We start from the raw sequence: 19,298 nt of genomic DNA, 5'->3' as shown, positions 1-19,298 counted from the left end.
TCTGATGCCGCTGCTGAGCGTGCGCCGGTGGCTCCGGCGCCATGCGGCAGCCGCTGTCGTGCTGGTCCTGGCCGCCTCCGGCCTGGCCGCCGACAGCCTGCCGCGCGCGGTGCGGATCATCCGCACCGACTACGGGATCGCCCACATCACGGCCCCGGACTGGTACGGCGCGGGATACGGCCAGGGCTACGCCTTCGCCGAGGACGACCTGTGCGTGCTGGCTCAGGACATCGTGACGCTGAGCGGTGAGCGGTCCCGCTACTTCGGACCCGACGGCGCGGCGACGGACGTCGCCAACGGTCTGAAGACCACCAACCTGGACAGCGACTTCTTCTACGCGGACATCAACGGCTCCGGCGTCGTCGAGCATCTGCTGGCGGCGGACTCCGGACCCTCGGCGCACAGCCGCAGCATGGTGAGCGGATACGCGGCCGGGTACGACGCCTACCTGGCACACGTCGGCGGAGCCGGCGGGCTTCCCGACGCGACGTGCCGCGGTGCGGCCTGGGTGCGCCCGATCAGCGCGCTGGATGTGTGGCGGCGGTTGTATCAGCTCTCTGTGTTGAACACATCAGGGGCCTACTTGCCGGGGGTTGTGGCCGCCGCGCCGAAGCAGCCCGTGGCCGCGCCCACGACTGCGCCCCCGCCAACGACTCTGCCCTCGGCCTCCGACAGCCATGTCGGAAGCAACGCCTGGGGCCTCGGCTCGCAGGCGGCCCGCGGCGGCGGCGCGCTGCTGCTGGGCAATCCGCACTTCCCCTGGTCCGGGCCGGAGCGGTTCTGGGAGGTCCACCTGACCATCCCCGGGCAGCTCGACGTCGAGGGCGCGACCCTGGCCGGCGCGCCGGGGGTGATGATCGGCTTCAACGCGCACGCGGCGTGGTCGTTCACCGTCTCCGCGGCGCAGGCGGCGGCCGTGTATCAACTCTCTTTGGTTCCCGGCGATCCCACGGCGTACCGCGACGACACCGGCGTGCACCGGCTCGTGGGGCGCGAGGTCACGGTCGCGGTCCGGGAGCCGGACGGCCGGATCGGCAGCAGTAGCAGAACCCTGTGGTCCTCGCCGATCGGGCCGATGCTCACCACCGCCAGTCTGCCCTGGACCGGCACCAGCGCCTTCACCCTGGACGATCCGAACGCGGCGAACCTGCGGCTGCTGGACACCCTGCTGGGCATCGACACCTCCGGCTCGACCGGTGCGGTGTTCTCGGCCGAGCGGCGGTGGGACGGGCTGCCGTGGGTCAACACCGTGGCCGTGGACGAGGGCGGGCACGCGCTGTTCGACGACGTCTCGGTGATCCCGCACCTGACCGACCGGCAGGTGCAGCAGTGCCAGACGGCGGTGGGCGTCTCCCAGGTGGTGGCGCTGCCGGTGCTGGACGGCTCGACCTCCTCGTGCCTGCCCGGGCGGGATCCGGACTCGGTGGCCGACGGCGTCTTCGGGGCCGCCGAGCTTCCGGCGCTGACCCGGACCGACTATGTGGCGAACAGCAATGACGGTCCGTGGCTGGCCAATCCCGCCCAACCGCTGACCGGCTTCCCGCAGATCACCGCGGACAGTACCGCGCCGCCGAGTCTGCGCGGACGGCTGGGACTGGAGATGATCGGACAGCGGTTGTCCGGCACTGACGGGCTGCCCGGTACCGGCTTCGACCTGACCGATCTGGAGCAGGTCATGCAGGGAGACCGGAACTATACGGCCGAACTCGTGCTGTCCGATCTGGTGGCCGACTGTCGCCTTCATCCGTCTGCGGCCGACAGTGCCGGGGCCGTCGTCGACCTCGGGCCCGCGTGCAGCACGCTGGCCGCATGGGACGGCCGCGACGGGCTGACGGATCGGGGAGCGGTTCTGTTCCACGAGATGCTCGCCGGGGCTATCAGTGCTGGAGGATTCTTCTCCGACCGGTACTCGCCGAAGCAGCCTTTGACGACCCCCGCGCATCTCAACACCGACAACCCGGCACTGCTGCGCAGTCTGGCCGACGCCGTGCAGCGGCTCGGGCAGGCGGGGATCGCGCTGGACGCGGATTGGGGGTCGGTCGAGTACGCGGTGGTCGGCGGCCAGCACATTCCGATTCCCGGCAGCGACGATCCGGGCGTGTTCAACGTCGTCGACACCTCGCTCGACCCCGCGGCGCACGGGTATCCCGGGGTCGCCAGCGGGGTGACGTTCCTGGTGGCCGTGGAGTTCGGCGCCCAGGGCGGCCACGGCTCCCACGGCCCGACGGCCGACGCGATCCTGGCCTACTCGCAGTCGGCCAACCCCGATTCGCCGCACGCGGCCGACCAGAGCCGGCTGTACAGCGGCGGCGGCATGGTCCGGCTCGCTTTCACAGCGGCCCAGGTCGAGCACGACGAACGGTCGATCGAGGTGCTGCACCTGTGAGCGCCGGCGGCGGGCGTCCTCGGAGCCGACTTGTTCGAACACTGATTTCTCCACGATTCCGCGCACTCGGAGGTTGAACCACCATGTCCGCAGCCGACTTCGTCGTCGAGCCGCTCACCGGTGCCCTCGGCGCCAAGGTCACCGGCCTGGACTACCGGAAGATCACCGACGTCCAGTTCGAGCGGCTGCTCGAGGTCTGGTACCGGCACCTGGTCGTGTTCCTCCCCGACCAGCCCGTCGACCCACCGGCGCAGCGCGACTTCGCCCAGCGCTTCGGCGAGGTCGTGGACCACCCCTGGGACCCCGCGAAGATCGCGGAGGGCACCACCCTGGTCCCGCAACCGATCGCCGAGGACTGCACCCAGATCGTCCGCGTCATCGAGAACAGCCGCGCCGACGCCTGGCACGCCGACGTCTCCTTCCGCCAGCAGCCGACGATCGGCAGCGTGTTCCAGTACGTGGAAGGCCCGGCCAGCGGAGGCGACACCATGTGGTCGAGCCAGTACGCCGCCTACGAGGCCCTGTCGGAGCCCATGCGCGAGCTGCTGCAGGGCCTGTCGGCCCGCCACGTCGGCGCGGCGACGCTGACACCGAAGCGCGGAGCGGTGCACCCGGTGGTGCGCGTGCATCCGGTCACGGGCCGACCGTGCCTGTACGTGAACAGGACGAACACGTCGTACATCATCGAGATGAACAGGCCCGAGAGCCACGCACTCCTGCGCTTCCTGTTCGAGCACAGCGAACAGCCCCGCTTCACAGTCCGCTGGCGCTGGACCCCGGGCGACCTCTGCTTCTGGGACAACCGCGCCACGATGCACCACGCAGTCAACGACTACGGCGACGAGCGCCGCGTCGCGCACCGGGCGATGATCGACGGCGACCGGCCCGCGGCGTACCGGCCCTCGCCGTGGAAGCCGATCGGAGACGTGCCGACGCATCTGTCGGTGGGGGTGTCGCACTTCATGGCGGGGCCGGCGTAAGGGCGGGTGCGGTTTGTTCGTGGGTTGACAGTCAACGGCGTTTTCTGACGGCTTCGCGCGGGGTTGGCGGGATCCGTTGGTGGCGCGGGTCGCCAGTGGCGGTCGTAGCGCAGGGCGGTGGTGGTGTGGGTAGGTGGTGCTGTCTACTGCCACAGTCAAGGTCAAGAGCGACAAGCAAGGTCAAGAGCGCCTCCGGCGGCGCCTGCGCGGCGAGCGGCCTCGCTCCGGGGAGTGGGGGGCCGCGCTGCTGGGCGGCGGACGCTGCTTGTGGTCGCCTCTGTCCCGGATTCCCCGTCGCATCGTCGCCTAACGGAAGCAGACCGGTCCGGTGGTATCAAGTCGGATCGCCGCCGGTGGTCCAGTATCAGCGACTTGACACCACCGGCCCGGCCTGCTTGGCTTCGCCCGCCGAAGCGACGGGGAATCCGGGACAAACCCACCTGTGGGAAGAGTTCCCGCGCCTCGCGCACACGCCGCCTCGCCGCCGCTGTGCCTCACCGAGTGGACCGAGTCCACACCACAGGCCGGGGTTGTCCCGGATTCCCCGTCGCTTCGGCGGTGCTTGCACAACCATCCCGGACTGGGCGGTGTCAAGCCGCTGATACTGGGCCACAGCAGCGTGTGATCCGGCTTGACACCGCCCAGGCCGGGATGGTTCCCTCTGGGCGCTGAAGCGGCGGGGAATCCGGGACAAAGGCGACCACAAGCAACGACCGCCGCCCAGCAGCGCGGCCCCCCACTCCCCGGAGCGAGGCCGCTCGCCGCGCAGGCGCCGCCGGAGGCGCTCTTGACCTTGCTTGTCGCTCTTGACCTTGACTGTGGCAGTAGACAGCACCACCTGCCCACACCACCGCCGCCCCGCGAAACCGGCGGCATCCCCGACCCGCGCCACCAACGGATCCCGCCAACCCCGCGCGAAGCCGTCAGAAAACGCCGTTGACTGTCAACCCACGAACAAACCGCACCCGCACATCCACACGGAAGACCCACGCCTAACACCCCGCCGCCCCCAACCGCCTCAGCCCCCAACCGCCTCAGCTGCCGCCCGTCCCCGCGGCGAACAACCGCCGCGCCAGCCGGTCGCTCTCCTGGTTCTCGTCCGGACGCGTGCGGTGCACCAGCCCGGCATAGGTCGCGCTCTCGAAGGTGAGCGCCCCGGCGGTCAGGCGGGTGAACACGTCGGCGTGCAGGCGGTACGTCGGCGGGCGCACCGGCACGCTGTCGCGCAGGACCACGTCGGCGGTGGCCGGGTCGGCCGACCAGTGCTCCAGGCCGCCGTCGCCGTAGGAGATCTCGAAGGTGAGGGCGGGGCCTGCGTGTGCTTCGGCCAGGCGGGGGCGGAGGGCTGACATGGCGTCGGCGACCTGGCGGCGGAGCCTGTCGTGGTCGGCGTCGGTGCGGCCGGTGGGGCCGCCGCGGGTGTTCCAGTCGGATTCGACGGTTTCGTAGGCGAGGTGGGTCAGGAGGCGGTTCATGGATTTCAGCTGCGCTGGTTCCAGGAGTCCGGCCGGGATGGCGCGGCCTGTTCCGACCGAGTCGGACACGACGCCCGAGGAGAAGTCGATCTTGTAGTCGCCGGGGCCCGGGTCGTGGTCGGTGCGCAGGGCGCCGGCGACCATGGCGGCGATCACATCGGGGTCGGCGGGCAGTTCGAGGAACTCGAGGATTCCCTTAAGGGTTTCCTCCGGCCGGGCGCAGAGGTCTTCGTAGCGGACCCGATGGGTGGCCGCGGCGGTGCGCTCGAAGGCGACCGTCTTGGACGTGCGCTCGATCCAGTACTGCGCCAGCGCCGCGACCGTGTTGTGCGGGCGCTGCTGGACGTATTTGCGGAAGCCGTAGCGGGCGAAGCCCCAGCGGGAGGCCTCCAGCCCGGAGGCTATCGAGTCCATCGCGTGCCGGTACAGGCAGATGTAGCGCGCGTCCGGGAAGACCTGCTGGACGGCGTCCAGGTCGTCCACCGTCGCCACGGACTTGTCGAGCCACACCTTCTTGCCGCGGCTCTCCGCGTGCCGCCGCAGTTCGGCGTCGATGAGCTCCCGGCCGCCGGCCAGCAGGGTCACCGCCGGGTCTTCCTCGCGCGCCGGCAGGGACTTCGCGAACTGCAACAGGCTCGCGCACAGGGCGCCCAGCGGGGTCTCCGGCGGGGCCGCTATGTCGGGGTGGGTGTCCAGCAGATAGCGCAGAAGTGTCGAGCCGGAGCGGGCGTTGCACAGGACCAGGATGGGTGGGGTGTTCACAGCGATACCGGCCTCTCGCGACGGTGGTCGGCGCTGCCGACGAGGAATATCAGTATTCACCATCGCGATGTTCATCCGGAGCCCCCGCCCGGCTACGGTGGCGCAATGGCTTACTTCTCTGGACGCAGGATCCTGATAACGGGCGGGGCCTCCTTCATCGGCTCGCACCTTACCGAGGCGCTGCTGGAGGCCGGGGCGCTGGTCACCGTCGCCGACGACTACTCCAGCGGCTCGCCGGAGAACCTGGGCGAGGCCCTGCGGCACGTGCGGATGCTGGAGCTCGACCTGCGCTCGCCGGAGGCGGCCGCGCAGGCGTGTGAGGGTGCTGAGATGGTCTTCCATCTCGCGGCGGCGCACGGCGGCCGCGGCTACATCGAGTCGCACCAGGCGGCCTGCGCCGAGAACATGGTCCTGGACCAGATCGTCTACCGGGCCGCGCTGGCCGCCGGCGCCGGCAAGGTGGTCTTCGCCTCGTCGGCCTGCGTCTACCCGGGGTGGCTGCAGGACGACCCGTCCGCCGGGCGCAAGCGGCTCAGCGAGGACCTGGTCGGCCCGCCCTATGACCCCGACGGCCTGTACGGGATGGCGAAGCTGACCGGGGAGCTGGCGCTGCGCGCGATCGCGCGGGAGAACGGCATGTCCGCCGCCATCTGCCGGTTCTTCACCGCCTACGGCCCGCGCTGTGGGGAGTCGCACGCGATCCTGGCCATGATCGCGCGGGCCTTCGTCGGCGCCGACCCCTTCGAGGTGTGGGGGACCGGGGAGCAGATCCGGTCCTGGATCTACGTCGACGACCTGGTGCGGATGACCCTGTTGGCGGCCGAGCGGATCGACGACGGCACCGCGGTGAACGTCGCCACCGACGAGGACCACACGGTCCGCGAGGCCGCCGAGATCGTCCTGGCGGCGGCCGGGCACAGCGCCGAGGTCGTGGCGCGGCCGGACATGCCGACCGGGCCGCTGTACCGGTCCGCGGACGTGGCGCTGGCCGACCGGCTGCTCGGCTACCGGCCTCAGGTGGACCTCGCCGAGGGGGTGCGCCGCACCACCGATTGGTACCGCGGCGTGAAGGATCCCGCGTGGGTGCGGGCCGATCTGGACCGGCTTCTGACCGAGCGCGAGGACGCGGTCCCGGCCGGTGTGCAAAAGGTTTGATATCCGTGCTCTGCGGTAGGGTTCACCCGGCGCGGATCACCGCGCCGGGCCGCGTATCCGGGGAGGGACGCACGTGAAGTTCTGGCAGTCGGTGTCGGGGTGGGAGACCGAACAGCTTCTGGATGTGGCCAGGGCCGCCGAGGATTTCGGCTACTGGGGCATCACCATGCCCAGCCATCTGCTCTATCCGGCCGAGTTGAGCGCGCCCTACCCCTACGACGGCGGCGTCGTGCCCTGGTCGCGCACCTCCCCGTGGCCCGACCCGTGGGTGACGATCGGCGCGATGGCCGCGGCCACCAAGCGGATCCACTTCACCACCGGCCTGTACGTGCCGGCGCTGCACAACGTCTTCGACGTCGCCCGGCTCGTCTCGACCGCGGCCGTGCTCGGCGGCCGCCGCAACCGGGTCTCGCTGGGCGTGGGCGCCGGCTGGTGCGCCGAGGAGTTCAAGTTCTCAGGGGTCGACTTCGCCACCCGCGGTGCCCGCCTGGACGAGATGATCCCGGTGCTGCGCAAGCTGATGACCGGCGGGCTGACCGAGCACCACGGCGAGTACTTCGACTTCGACCTGGTGCAGATCACGCCCGCGCCGGCCGAGCCGGTGCCGGTCTACGTCGGCGGCACCAGCGAGGCGGCGCTGCGCCGGGCCGCCCGGCTCGGCGACGGCTGGGTCGGCCGCAACTCGCACGAGTACGAGCTCGACGACGTGCTGGCCCGGCTGCCGCGCTACCTGGACGAGGCCGGCCGGGACCCGAAGGACTTCGAGGTCATCGTCGGCGTGCGCGGCCGGCCGGGGCCGGCGGTGTACGAGAAGTACGCCGCCGCCGGCGTGACCTCGTTCGTCTGCACCTCCTGGGCGGCCACATCGCGCTTCCCGACCCAGGAGGCGCGGCTGGAGGGAATGCAGCGCTTCGCGGACCGGGTCATAGCGAAGCTGGCATAGCAGTGGACACACGCATGATCTACGTCGGCGGCCAGTGGCGGCCCTCGGCGGACGAGCAGACGCTCTCCGTGCGCAGCCCGGTCACTGAGCACGAGGTGGCGCGGATCCCGCACGGCGCGGTCGCGGACGTCGATGCCGCGGTCGCCGCCGCCCGGGCCGCGCTGCCGGCATGGTCGGCGACCGCGCCGCAGGAGCGCGGCCGGTACCTGCGCCGGCTGCGCAGCGAGCTGGCCGCCTCCCGGGACGCCTACGCCGCGGCGATCAGTGCCGAGATGGGCGCGCCGCTGGAGTTCGCGCGGCTGGTGCAGACCGGGTTGCCGCTGCGGGCGCTGGGCGGATTCCTGGACGCGCTGAACGACGCGGAGCGGACCGACCGGCTCGGCGACACGCTGGTCCTGCGCGAACCGATCGGAGTGGTCGCGGCGATCACCCCGTTCAACTACCCGCTGAACCAGGCGGTGGTGAAGCTCGCGGCCGCACTGGCGGCGGGCTGCACGGTGGTGCTCAAACCCAGCGAGCAGACGCCGCTGTCGGCCCTGATGCTCGCCGAGACCCTGCACGGCATCGGACTGCCCCCGGGCGTGTTCAACATGGTCGCCGGCCTGGGTTCGATCGTCGGGCCGGCCCTGGCCGGCCACAGCGGCGTGGACATGGTCTCGTTCACCGGTTCCACGGCCGTCGGCAGCCGGATCGCCGCGCAGGCCGCGGGAACGGTGAAGAAGGTCTCGCTGGAGCTCGGCGGCAAGTCGGCCTTCGTGGTCCTTCCGGATGCGGACTTGGAAGCAGCGGTCGCGGACTGTGTCGCATCCTGCCTGTTGAACTCCGGGCAGACCTGCACCGCCACCACCCGGCTGCTGGTGCCGCGCGCTTCGCTCGACGCGGCGGTCCAGTACGCGGCCGAGGTGATGGCCGGCTATCCCGTCGGCGATCCCGCCGACCCCGGCGCCCAGCTGGGGCCGCTGGTCTCGGCCGCCGCCCGGGACTCGGTCCTGGCCCACCTGGAGGCCGCGCGAGCGGCCGGGATGCGCGTGGTCGAGGGATCGGACGGCAAGGACCTGCCGTCCACCGGCTACTTCGTGCGGCCCACGGTCGTGGAGGTGCAGGACCCTGATTCACCGATCGCCCAGGAGGAGCTGTTCGGCCCGGTCCTGTGCGTGATCCCCTATGACGACGAGGACCACGCGCTCACCATCGCCAACGGCACCCGCTACGGACTGGCCGGGGCCGTGTGGTCCGCCGACGAGCACCGGGCCGTCGCCTTTGCACGCCGCATGCGCACCGGCCGCGTGGACGTCAACGGCGGCCGCTTCGACGCCGCCGCGCCGTTCGGCGGTCGCGGCCAGTCGGGCGTGGGCTATGAGATGGGCCGGTACGGCGTGGCCGACTTCCAGGTGTACAAGTCGGTCAACGTCTCGGCGATGTACGAAGGCTGAGTTAAGCAGCAGGCATCGGGCCGGTGGTCGGGTCAGAGCCCGACGACCCGCCCGATCAGCGACCGCGGCACCATCCGGCCCGCGGTCCGCAGGGAGCGCAGCGAGCGGGTCGTCGATGCTGCCGAGTAGGCCCGGTGGCCGTACAGCTCCACAGCCCAGTCCGGCAGTGCCGAGTAGGCCACGCGCGACATCCGGCTCCAGACCTGGCGCGAGGCCACGCCGTAGAGCGGCGTGCCCATGGGGCCCAGGGGTGCCGTGAGCCGCCGCAGTCCCGGCGGCATCGGCGGGTCGGTGAGGAAGCGGTAGATCTCCTGGGCGTCGTCTCCGGCCCGCAGCAGGGGACGCTGCTCGGCGAAGTAGTCATCGAGCTCTGCCATGCTCCCCGGCACGGTGTCCGGTTCCAGGCCGACCAGTGCGGCGGTGGCTCGTTGCTCGTCGACGTAGCGGTCGGACTGGGCCGGCGACAGGCGCAGTCCGGAACGGCGGACCACCTCTATATAAGAAGACGTTGACGCGCAGTGGATCCACAGCAAAAGCGCGGGATCGTCAAGAGGGAATATCTCCCCGGTCTGTGGATCCGCGGCCGACAAGGCGCGGTGGATGCGGCGGACGCGGCGTGCGGCCTGCTCGGCGACCTGCGCGGGGGCGAAGGTGGCGACCGCGACGAACTTCGCGGTTCGCGTGAGGCGGCCGATCGGATCGCGTCTGAAGGAGGAGTTGTCGAGGACTCCGCGGACCGCGCGGGGGTGCAGTGCTTCGAGGTAGAGGGCTCGCACGCCGGCCGGCCACATCGCCGGATCGGCGTGCACCTTGCGGCTGATCGAATCCGGTCCGAACAGCGTGCCCGGACTGGCCGCGTCGGTGTCAGAGCTGGTCGTCACGCGCCGTTTCCCCTTCCGTAAACCGCCGCACCGTGCGCCGTACTGACTACGACTGCTGATATTGTTCCAGACCCCGCCGGACGGATAGTCTGACGGGGCACCGGACCGGTTCGGGGACGCGGCGGCAGCCCTCGCCATCGACGCCCTCGGCCCGGACGCGGACCGCACGCGGTCCGGCAGTGCAGCACAGGGGGGTCCGCCAGGATCAAGAGGTTCCAGCCCGGCGCTCACGCCTGGGCTGATCCGCCGCGCCCGCGGACGGCCGACCCCGCCGGACACCCGACCACGTCCATCACGCGCGGCGCCGCAGGCGCGGCCGGACCACTGGAGGACACCCACGTGAGCAGCGGAATCAACTGGGGCCCCGACGTCGACGAGGGTCTGTCGGCTCGGCTCGACGAAGGTATGGACCGCGTCGAGGAGATGCTCAGGGACATCGTCAAGTCGCAGCACGCACTGCTCACCCGCGCGTCGCAGCACCTGATGCTGGCCGGCGGCAAGCGGTTCCGGCCGATGCTGGCCCTGCTGACCGCCGAGTTCGGCGACGTCGCCGACGCCCGCGTCGTCCCCGGCGCGGTGGCCTGCGAGCTGACCCACCTGGCCTCGCTCTACCACGACGACGTCATGGACGAGGCCGACGTGCGGCGCGGCCAGCCCACGGCGAACATCCTGTGGGGCAACAAGATGGCCATCCTCACCGGCGACTTCCTGTTCGCCCAGGCCGCCGAGATCGGCCTGGAGCTCGGCCCGAAGGCCTCCGAGCTGTACAACCGGGTCGCCAAGCGGCTGATCTTCGGCCAGTTCCGGGAGATGGTCGGCCCCGGCCCCAACCAGGACAAGATGGACCACTACCTGCATGTGGTCACCGAGAAGACCGGCGTGCTGATCCGCGCCTCCTGCGAGGTCGGCGCGCTGATGGCCGGGGTGGACCCGGAGCTGGCCGAGGCGCTCGGGGAGTTCGGCGAGCAGTTGGGCGTGGCGTTCCAGTTCGCCGACGACCTCATCGACGTGGCCGCCGACGCCGAGCAGCTGGGCAAGCGCCCGGGCAACGACCTGCGGGCCAAGGTCGCCTCGCTGCCGGTGCTGCACTTCCGGGCCATGGCCACGGCCGAGGACGCGCGCCTGAGCGAGCTGCTGGACTCGGACCTGGCCGAGGACGACGCCGCGCTGGAGGAGGCGCTCTCGCTGCTGCGTAAGCACCCTGCGATGGCCCGGACCCAGGACGACCTGGACGAGCGGGTGGACCGGTGCCTGGCCATCCTGGACGGGGTTCCGGCCATCCCGGCGCGCAGCGCGCTGAAGCAGCTCGCCGAGTCTATGCGCGACCGGCGCAGCTGAGCGCCCGGCGGCGGTCGACGAGCAGCCAAGAAGAACAGCGAAGAAGACAAGTGCAGTAGAACAACGAAAGGGTCGTCCACGCATATGGGACCGGAGTTCTGGCTCTCGACGCGCTCGGTGCCCGGCAGCCGCCGGGCCGCGCAGTTGGAGGCGGCGGGATTCGACGGGCTGGCGTTCAACGAGTCCCAGAACCGCGCGGGCGACCCCTACGTCGCGCTCACGGCGGCGGCGGTCACCACCTCCCGGATCCAGTTGGCCACCGGCGTGACCAACCCCTGGACCCGGCATCCGGCGGTGACCGCCTCGGCCATCGCCTCGGTGCAGGCCGAGGCCGGCGGCAACCGGGTGAGCCTGGGGCTCGGGCGCGGTGACAGCGCCCTGGCCCACCTGGGGCTGCGGCCGGCGCCGCTGCCGGTGTTCCGGTGGTACCTCACGTGCGTCCAGGCGTACCTGCGCGGCGAGGAGGTGCCGATGGAGGAGGCCGCGCGCGGCGCCTCGCACCTGATCGCCGACGGCCGGCTGCCCCTGGCCGACCTGCCGTCCGCCAGCCGGCTGGAGTGGGTGGCCAGGCTTCCGCCGGAGCAGAAGGTCCCGGTGTGGGTCGCGGCCTCCGGGCCGCAGGTGATCCGTACCGCGGCCGAGTTGGCCGACCGGGTGACGCTGGCCGTCGGGGCCGACCCGGACCGGGTCGCCTGGGCGATCCGGCTGGCCCGGTCGGTGCGCCCGGACGTGCCGATCGGGGCGTTCGTCAACGTCGACGTGCACGACGACCCGGGTGCCGCGCTGCGCCGCGCCGGCGGGCGGATCGCCTCGTTCGCGCGCTTCTCGGCGATGTACGGCGAGCCCAGCGGCCCGCTGGCCCCGGGGCAGCGCGAAGTCTTGTCCGGGTTGGCGAAGTCCTACCAGATGACCCGGCACGGCGGCCGCGGATCGCAGTCCGAGGCGCTGACCCCCGAGTTCGCCGAGCGCTTCGCCGTGCTCGGCTCGCCGGCCCGCTGCCGGGAACGGCTGGAAGAACTGGCGGCCCTGGGCGTCGACCGGTTCCACATCATCGGTCCGGACTCCGAGTACCAGGGCGAGTTCCGCAAGCGGTTCCTCACCGAGGTGATGCGGCCGCTGCGGGCGGACCTGCGGGCCGGCTGACCGCCGAGGACCGGAAGAACGCCACGATCGGGTCGGCCGAGCCGCCGGCGCGCAGGTAGTCGGTGAACCGCCGCTCGTGAGTGCGGTGCACGAAGTTCCAGGTGAGCGAGATGCTGTCGGACAGCGCGACGGCGGCGTGGTGCCAGCCGGCCGGGATGAAGATCGCGTCACCCGGGCCGACGACCTCCTCGAAGGCCGGCTGTGCCGTGCGCCAGCGGGGGAAGCGCGCGTCGTCGGGCTCTTCCAGATCGACGAGCGCGCCGGTCCGGTCGGACAGCAGCGGGGCCGCCTCGGGCGGGTACATGACGAACCGCTTGCTGCCGGTGATCTGGCACAGGCAGGCGTCGCTGGCCCACGGGTCCACGTGCAGCCGGGTCCGCCCGCCGGTGCCGCAGACGAACAGTCCGCGGGCCGGGAAGGCGTCCCGGGTGGGATCGGCCGGGCCGGGCAGGCGGGGGAAGACGTAGTCGGAGTCCGGCAGCCAGGACGGCATGGACCAGTCGCCGGCGAGCTCGGCGAACGCCTCGTCGGCCCACGGCATCCGGTCGCGGCTCTGCCGGGTGAACCAGCGCAGGTACGGCGGGCCGCCCGCGGCGTCGGCCGGCCGGTCGGTGTATGCGGCCACGTATTCGCCGAACGTCGAGACGCTCTGCAGGGAGAACAGCGTGTCGTACAAAGGAACCCGGTGCCCGCCGAAGCGCGCGCCCAGCGCTGCCAGATCCCACGGCGGCGCGGCCGTCCAGTCGGCCAGCGCGCCGCGCACGACGACCGGGAAACCGGGCTGGAGATAGTCGGCCGCGAACCGGTCGGGGTCCAGGGAATGAACGGCGGATTGCGGCACTCGGTCCTCCAGTGCTGGCGCCGGGCGGGCTGGATCCGGTCAGTATGCTCTGTCTTTGATCAGGATTCTGAGTCTACTCGGAAGAGCGGTGAGCGATGAACGGGCCGGCGGAGCGCGGCGCGGGGGACCAGGGCGGGGACCAGAGCGTCGACGAGCGCTACCTGGGCTTCGAGACCGACCCGAAGTACGAGCAGATCGCCACACCGGTGGCGCGCTTCAAGTACTACGGCGCCACCTGGCTCATCACCGGGTACGACGAACTGCTGCGGGCGCTGCGCGACGACGACACCTACTCCTCCGAGCACGACCTGCCGACCGGTTCCACCGAGCGGGTCGGCGTGATGACCCCGGCCACCGCGATCCGGGCCGTGCCCACCGAGGTTGACCCGCCGGACTACTACTTCTATCGCAGGCTTCTGGGATCGACGTTCGCGCCGTCGGCGGTGCGCGCGCTGACCCCGGACATCCGTCGCTTCACCACGTGGTGCCTGGACCGGTACATCGGCACCGGGCAGATGGACCTGTTCCACGACATGATCGCGCTGGTGCCGGGCCTGACGACGATGCGGCTGCTGGGGCTGCCGCTGGAGGACTCGCTGATCGTGGCCGAGGCGGTGCACGCCCGCGGCGACGACCGGTTCGACCTCAACCCGGCGTGGGAGGTGCTGCTGGAGCGCATCGGGCAGGCCGTCGAGAAGCGGCGGGCCGAGCCGGCTTCGGACCTGATATCGACGCTGCTGCGCCCCGGCGCCGGGGACCGGGTGTGCACCGACGAGGAGATCGTCGAGATCTGCTTTGCGGTCGTCGTCGGCGGGATGTCCACGACCGCGAAGCTGGTGCTCGGGGCGCTGTCGTACTTCGGGGTGCACCTGGACGAGCGGGAGCGGGCCCGGCAGGACCCTGAGTTCCTGGCCGGCGCGATCGAGGAGTTCCTGCGGTACTACAGCCCGGTGCCGTTCATGTGCCGGACCGCGTCGACGGACGTCCACTTCGGGGTCCGGCGGATCCGCAAGGGCGATCGGGTCGCGATGGGGTTCGCCGCGGCGAACCGGGACCCCGCGGTGTTCCCGCGGGCCCACGAGATCCTGCTGGACCGCACCCCCAACCGGCACCTGGCCATGGGGCACGGGATCCACAGCTGCATCGGCTCCGCGCTGGGGCGCGCCGAGACCACGGTGATGATCGAGGAGGTGCTCCGGCGCATGCCCGACTACCGGATCGCCAACGAGTATCAGCCGACCGCGGAGCCGGTGCGCGTGACCTGGACCGACCGGTTGCAGCGGGGACTGGTCGTGACGTTCACCCCGGGCGAGCACAGCGGCCAGGACTTCCATGTGGAGCTGAACCGGCTGGACCGGCTGGACCGGCTGGATGGGCTGGATGGACAGAGTCCGGGCGGCCGTGAGACCGCCCGGGATGCTCAGCCCTGAGCGAGCTCCTCGATCCACGACACCGCCGCGGCCGGCGCGGGCATCTGCCGCGACTCCTCGGCCAGCGCTGAAGCAGCCTTCTGATACGCGGGCTCGTCCAGGACCCGGCGCACGGCGGCGGCGACCTCCGACAGCGGCCGGTCCCAGCGCACCGACCGCCCGACCCCGGCGCCCTCCAGCGCGCCCGCGTGGCGGTTCTCCTCCGCGACGGTCGGGATGGCGACCTGCGGGACCCCGACGGACAGCGCGGTGAAGGTGCTGCCGGCCTCGCCGGAGTGCAGGAGCAGGTCGCAGCTCGCAGCGGTGACCGGCAGCGGCGACCAGTCGACGACCCGGACGTCCGGGCCGACCTTCGGAAGCTGCTCGCCCGACAGGCTCGCCGGGAGCGGCAGGACGACCTCCACCCCGTCGCCGGCGACCGCCTCGGCGGTCTCGGCCAGCCGGGCCACGGACTCGGCGGCCGGCGGTTCGGTGCCGAACGTCAGCAGGACCCTGCGACCGGCGGAAGGCTCGCGGACCCAGTCCGGAATGGTCGCGGTGCCGCTGTAGGGGATATACCGCAAAGGCCGGGCCTTGCTCTCGGGAAGGTCTGCCGCAGCGGCCAGCGTCGGCGGGCAGAAGTCCAGGACCAGCGACGGGTCGCCGGGGCGGTCGGGAAGTCCATAGCGGTTGCGCAGCGCGGCGCCGCCGCTGCGGAAGGCCGAGCTGACCGACGGACGCAGCGGCAGGCCGAAGGGGTGCAGCACCGCCGGACGGCCGAGCAGCCCGGCGAACAGCGGGCCGGCCAGCTCGGTCGGCGGATGCACGATGACGTCCGGCGGCCGGACGCGGACCGATTCCAGCAGGCCGTCGACCAGGGGGATGGCGGCGCGGGCGTTCCAGCGGACCAGTCCGCGCAGGTCGCCGATCTGGGACCAGAAGCCGCTGCCGCCCCCGCCGAGCTCGGCCAGGATCTCCTCCAGGTCCACGCCCTGGCCGACCACGCGCGCGGTCAGTCCGGCCGCGCCGACGAAGGGCGCCAGATCCGGCAGGCAGCCCACCTCGACCTCGTGGCCGGCCGCCTGCAGCGCCCAGCCCAGCGGGGCCATCGGCCAGAAGTGCCCGGGCTGGGTCCCGGTGGTCATCAGGATCCGCAAACGGCGGCTCGGCACGGTGGTGTCCTCTCCCGGCAGGGGTGGAATCAGCAATCGATGATGAGCGGTCGATGAACAGGCGGCGACGGCGGATGGGGGCGCCGTTCACGGCGCGCGCACGGCGTTTGCGGCCGCCGGTTCCGGGACAGACCCTAGCGTGCGCAGGCAGATCAGCGCACCCACGGCCGGGGGGTCCGCGACCCGCCCGGTATTTGAGGATCCTCATATACTGCGGTCCCGTCAGTGCCCGTACGACAGACGGCGGTGCGTGCTCGATGACTATCCGACCGGCCGGCCGTGTGCACGGCCAGCGACCGGAACACTGGGCGGTTCTCTACCCCGACCAGCCCGCCGTGACCGCCGAGGGCGGCACGCTGACCTTCCGGGAGTGGAACGAGCGCGCCGACCGCCTGGCCGACGCGCTGGCCCGCCGCCGACTCGGGGCGAACGATGGCGGGGCAAACGCGGCCGGGGCAAGCGACGCTGGGACCACCGCTGCCGGGACGACTGTCGCGGCCGTGGCCCTGGCGCCGGGACCGGACTGGTTCGTCGTCTCCCTGGCCTTGGCCAAACTCGGCTGGACACTGGCCACGCTGCCTCCGGACGCGCCTGCCAGCCAGCTGAGCCGCATGGTCGGCGACACCGGGGCGGTTGTCCTGTTCCTTGAGGAGTCCGCCGACAGCGTTGACGCAGCAGCAGATCAGGACACCGTCGGGCCCGGCGTGCTCCTGGTCTGCGGCCGATCCGGCCTGGCCGCGCTCCTCGACGAGGGCACCCGGACGCCGCGCGGCAGCCGGGCCGACGCACCGCTGATGGTCTACACCTCCGGGACCACCGGCGAGCGCCAAGGCGTGCGCCGCGCGATCCCGGATCCCGGCGCCGACGCCGAGCGGACCCGGAGGCTGAAGGAGTACCAGCGGGACATCGTCGCCGCCCACCACGCCCGGCTGCGCAACCGCACCCTGCTCAGCATGCCGATGCACCACGGTTCCGGACCGGGGTTCGCCCACCGGGCGCTGAGTCTGGCCGGCACCGTCCACGTCGCGCCGGTCTTCGACGCGGTGGCCGTCCTGGCCGCCATCGAGCGGGAGCGGATCACCCAGTGGGCCGCGGCGCCGTGGATGCTGCACCGGCTGCGGGCGCTGCCCCGCGAGGTCCTGCTGGCCTATGACGTCTCCTCGATCGAGGCGGTCAACGTGGGCAGCGCGGCGGTCTCCTACGGACTGAAGCGTTGGATCTCGTCCTACTTCGGCGAGGGGCGGCTGTACGAGTTCTACGGTTCCACCGAGGCCGGCGTGATCGCGGCCATGCCGCCGGCCGAGCAGCACCGCAAGCCGGGCTCCTCCGGGCGGCTGCTGCGGCACGTCGAGGTGCGCGTCGTCGGCGCCGACGGCCGGACGCTGCCCGAGGGTGCCGAAGGCGAGCTGCTCGTCCGCACTCCGCAGACCGCGCACTCGGCCTATCTGGGAGCCGACGCCCGCGAACTCCCGATCACCGCCGACGGCTTCCTGCGGGTCGGCGACATGGGAAGGCTCGACGACGAGGGCTACGTCTTCCTCAGCGGCCGGGTCAGCGACCTGATTCAGCGGCCCTCGGGTCCGCTGTCCGCCGCCGTCCTGGAACGCGCACTTGGCGAACACCCCGCGATCGTCGACGCCGCGGCGGTCGGGCTGCCCGGCCGGGCCGACTTCCCGGACGTCGTCGTGTTCTGCGAACTCGTGCCGGGTGCGAAGGCCCCGGACGGCGCCGAGCTCGGCCGCCTGCTCGCGGCCGTGCCCGCGGAGCTGCTGCCGACCGAGATCAGGGTTCTGCCACAGTTGCCGCGCAACGACGTCGGCAAGGTGCTCAAGAAGGAACTGCGCAGCGCGGGCGCCGGCCAGGGCGAGCTGATGGAGCCCGTCGTACTGTCGGCCGCCGGCCCCGGCCAGGGCCAGGCCGCATACGGATCCCCGGGAGACCGCGGGCCGCGGTGGTACGACCGCGACCTGCTCGACCGGGCATGGCGCACGGTGCGCGAGGACGCCCTCAATGACGCCGTCCCCGAACCGGAGCGCTATCGCGAGTTGGCCCTGGACTGGGACCGCGTCCGCGAGGACTTGGCGGCGCAGCTGGCCGCGGGCCGCTACCGGCCTGGTCCGGCCCGCGTCGTGGAGCTGCCCAAGAGCGCGCTGACCCATCGGCCGGTGCCGCTGCTGGACCCGGTGGACCGGGTGGTGCTCACCGCGCTGGCCGAAGCCGTCCGTCCGGCGATCCAGGACCGGCTCGGCCCGGAGGTGTGCGGCGCGACCGGAGTCAGCGGCCGGGGCTGGCTGGACTTCGAGAAGGCCGCCCGCGCCCTCGCCCGCGAGGCCCGGTGGGGGATCACCACGGACGTCGCGGCCTTCGGCCAGAACGTCGATCTCGGCGTCCTGGCCGCCGACCTCGCCGGCTGCGGGGTCGCCGAGGACATTATCAGAGCTCTGATGAACCAGCTGGCGGCGGTCGCGCCCTGGGGCCTGCCGCACGACCAGTCCGCGGCGGCGCTGCTGGGCACGTTCTATCTGAGCACCGGCGACGCCGTGCTGCGCGACCTGGGCGTGGGGTTCGTGCGGATGCAGGACGACATCCGGATGTTCGGCGACTCGCCGGAGGACCTGGCGCGCGCGTTCGCGGCGCTGGAGCGCGAGCTGTGGTCCCGGCGGCTGGTGCTGCCCGGCGGCAAGACGAAGCTGGCCGGCGCGCGCCAGATCGTCGCCGACTTCCTGCCGCGCGGCCTGAGCCCGCGCGAGACGTTCGACGCCGCGCTGGCCGCCGGCGAGCCCGCCGTCCGCGACCTGCGGTTCGCCCTGGCCCGGCTGGGAGCCGCCGAGGACCCGTACGCGGTGGACTGGCTGCTGGCCGAGCTGCCCGGGCACGCCGCGCTGGCCCCGGCCGCCGGGGAGTATCTCGGCATCCTGATACCCGACCGGCCCGAGCTGGCCGTCCGGGTCGTCGATCTGCTGCGGGAGGGGCACCGGCGGGCCCACCCCTTTGTGGTGTCGCACGTGCTCATCGCGCTGAACGCGGCCGCCGCGCCGGACGCGGGGGTGGCCGGGATCTGCCGCGCGCTGCTGGCCGACTCCGGTGAAAATTTTCATGTCCGGCAGCAGGCGGCCCGGTGTATCGCACGGCACGGTTCGGCGGCGGATTGGGATCTGTTGACCGGGTATCTGGACACCCCGGACCCGGAGCTGCGCAGAACCCTGCATTTCCTGATCGCCACGGTAAAAGCCCGCTGATATAAAGGCGCTGTTTCGGGCTCGGATCAGGGCCTGTTCGCCCCGCCGGCAGTGCCTTGACCGGTACTACGGGGCGTCGTTATGGTGGCGCAGTCCGAAGCGAATTAGAAGATTGATTCGCCTCGGACTCGTGCGTGCTAT

General features: G+C 72.0%; 13 protein-coding genes. 9 read left to right on the top strand and 4 right to left on the bottom strand.

Features of this window, described 5'->3' with window-relative positions; translation table 11 throughout:
- Window positions 1-4 precede the first annotated feature (4 nt).
- Both ABIA35_RS06275 and ABIA35_RS06270 read left to right on the top strand, forming a co-directional pair.
- Window positions 5-2,386 carry a penicillin acylase family protein gene (locus tag ABIA35_RS06275; protein WP_370357224.1) on the top strand — a complete coding sequence of 794 codons (2,382 nt, stop codon included), beginning with the start codon at window positions 5-7 and terminating at the stop codon, window positions 2,384-2,386.
- An 83-nt stretch (window positions 2,387-2,469) separates the two neighbouring features.
- Complete coding sequence (locus tag ABIA35_RS06270) at window positions 2,470-3,366, top strand: TauD/TfdA dioxygenase family protein (protein ID WP_370357223.1); 897 nt, start codon at window positions 2,470-2,472, stop codon at window positions 3,364-3,366.
- A gap of 1,034 nt (window positions 3,367-4,400) precedes the next feature.
- Here the strand turns inward: ABIA35_RS06270 and ABIA35_RS06265 are convergent.
- Window positions 4,401-5,603 (bottom strand): sulfotransferase, encoded by a 1,203-nt coding sequence (locus ABIA35_RS06265; protein WP_370357222.1) that lies wholly within the window; start codon window positions 5,601-5,603, stop codon window positions 4,401-4,403.
- A 105-nt stretch (window positions 5,604-5,708) separates the two neighbouring features.
- Between ABIA35_RS06265 and ABIA35_RS06260 the strand changes: the two genes are divergently transcribed.
- From ABIA35_RS06260 to ABIA35_RS06250, 3 genes are all read left to right on the top strand, one after another.
- Entirely contained in the window at window positions 5,709-6,758 is a 1,050-nt protein-coding gene (locus ABIA35_RS06260; protein WP_370357221.1) for an NAD-dependent epimerase/dehydratase family protein, read from the top strand.
- A 73-nt stretch (window positions 6,759-6,831) separates the two neighbouring features.
- Window positions 6,832-7,701, top strand: coding sequence for a TIGR03619 family F420-dependent LLM class oxidoreductase (locus ABIA35_RS06255; RefSeq protein ID WP_370357220.1), 870 nt, complete (start codon window positions 6,832-6,834; stop codon window positions 7,699-7,701).
- 2 nt (window positions 7,702-7,703) lie between these two features.
- Window positions 7,704-9,134: an aldehyde dehydrogenase family protein gene (locus tag ABIA35_RS06250; RefSeq protein WP_370357219.1), complete on the top strand. Its 1,431-nt coding sequence runs from the start codon at window positions 7,704-7,706 to the stop codon at window positions 9,132-9,134.
- 32 nt (window positions 9,135-9,166) lie between these two features.
- Here the strand turns inward: ABIA35_RS06250 and ABIA35_RS06245 are convergent, their stop codons facing one another.
- Window positions 9,167-10,015: an oxygenase MpaB family protein gene (locus ABIA35_RS06245; protein ID WP_370357218.1), complete on the bottom strand. Its 849-nt coding sequence runs from the start codon at window positions 10,013-10,015 to the stop codon at window positions 9,167-9,169.
- A gap of 339 nt (window positions 10,016-10,354) precedes the next feature.
- On the opposite strand from ABIA35_RS06245, the gene ABIA35_RS06240 reads away from it, so the two are divergent.
- Window positions 10,355-11,353, top strand: a complete 999-nt coding sequence (locus tag ABIA35_RS06240; RefSeq protein WP_370357217.1) for a polyprenyl synthetase family protein — start codon at window positions 10,355-10,357, stop codon at window positions 11,351-11,353.
- An 84-nt stretch (window positions 11,354-11,437) separates the two neighbouring features.
- The gene (locus ABIA35_RS06235; protein WP_370357216.1) at window positions 11,438-12,496 is read left to right on the top strand and encodes an LLM class flavin-dependent oxidoreductase; all 1,059 of its coding nucleotides are present in this window, start codon (window positions 11,438-11,440) and stop codon (window positions 12,494-12,496) included.
- On the opposite strand, the gene ABIA35_RS06230 is transcribed toward ABIA35_RS06235, so the two are convergent.
- Entirely contained in the window at window positions 12,450-13,337 is an 888-nt protein-coding gene (locus ABIA35_RS06230; RefSeq protein ID WP_370357215.1) for a cupin-like domain-containing protein, read from the bottom strand. The two genes, ABIA35_RS06235 and ABIA35_RS06230, sit on opposite strands and share 47 nt — an antisense overlap.
- 95 nt (window positions 13,338-13,432) lie before the next feature.
- On the opposite strand from ABIA35_RS06230, the gene ABIA35_RS06225 reads away from it, so the two are divergent.
- The gene (locus ABIA35_RS06225) at window positions 13,433-14,767 is read left to right on the top strand and encodes a cytochrome P450 (protein WP_370357214.1); all 1,335 of its coding nucleotides are present in this window, start codon (window positions 13,433-13,435) and stop codon (window positions 14,765-14,767) included.
- Here the strand turns inward: ABIA35_RS06225 and ABIA35_RS06220 are convergent.
- On the bottom strand, window positions 14,758-15,918 hold the full coding sequence (locus ABIA35_RS06220) for a nucleotide disphospho-sugar-binding domain-containing protein (protein ID WP_370357213.1): 1,161 nt from the start codon (window positions 15,916-15,918) through the stop codon (window positions 14,758-14,760). The two genes, ABIA35_RS06225 and ABIA35_RS06220, sit on opposite strands and share 10 nt — an antisense overlap.
- 257 nt (window positions 15,919-16,175) lie before the next feature.
- Between ABIA35_RS06220 and ABIA35_RS06215 the strand changes: the two genes are divergently transcribed.
- A complete protein-coding gene (locus ABIA35_RS06215; protein WP_370357212.1) occupies window positions 16,176-19,157 on the top strand; it encodes an AMP-binding protein in 2,982 nt (993 codons plus the stop codon).
- Window positions 19,158-19,298 lie beyond the last annotated feature (141 nt).

Origin of the sequence: Catenulispora sp. MAP12-49 (assembly GCF_041262705.1) — a bacterium.
In the GTDB taxonomy this organism is placed as follows: Bacteria; Actinomycetota; Actinomycetes; order Streptomycetales; family Catenulisporaceae; genus Catenulispora.
Note: the sequence above shows the minus strand (reverse complement) of the source record. Positions and strands in the feature narration are given on the sequence as shown.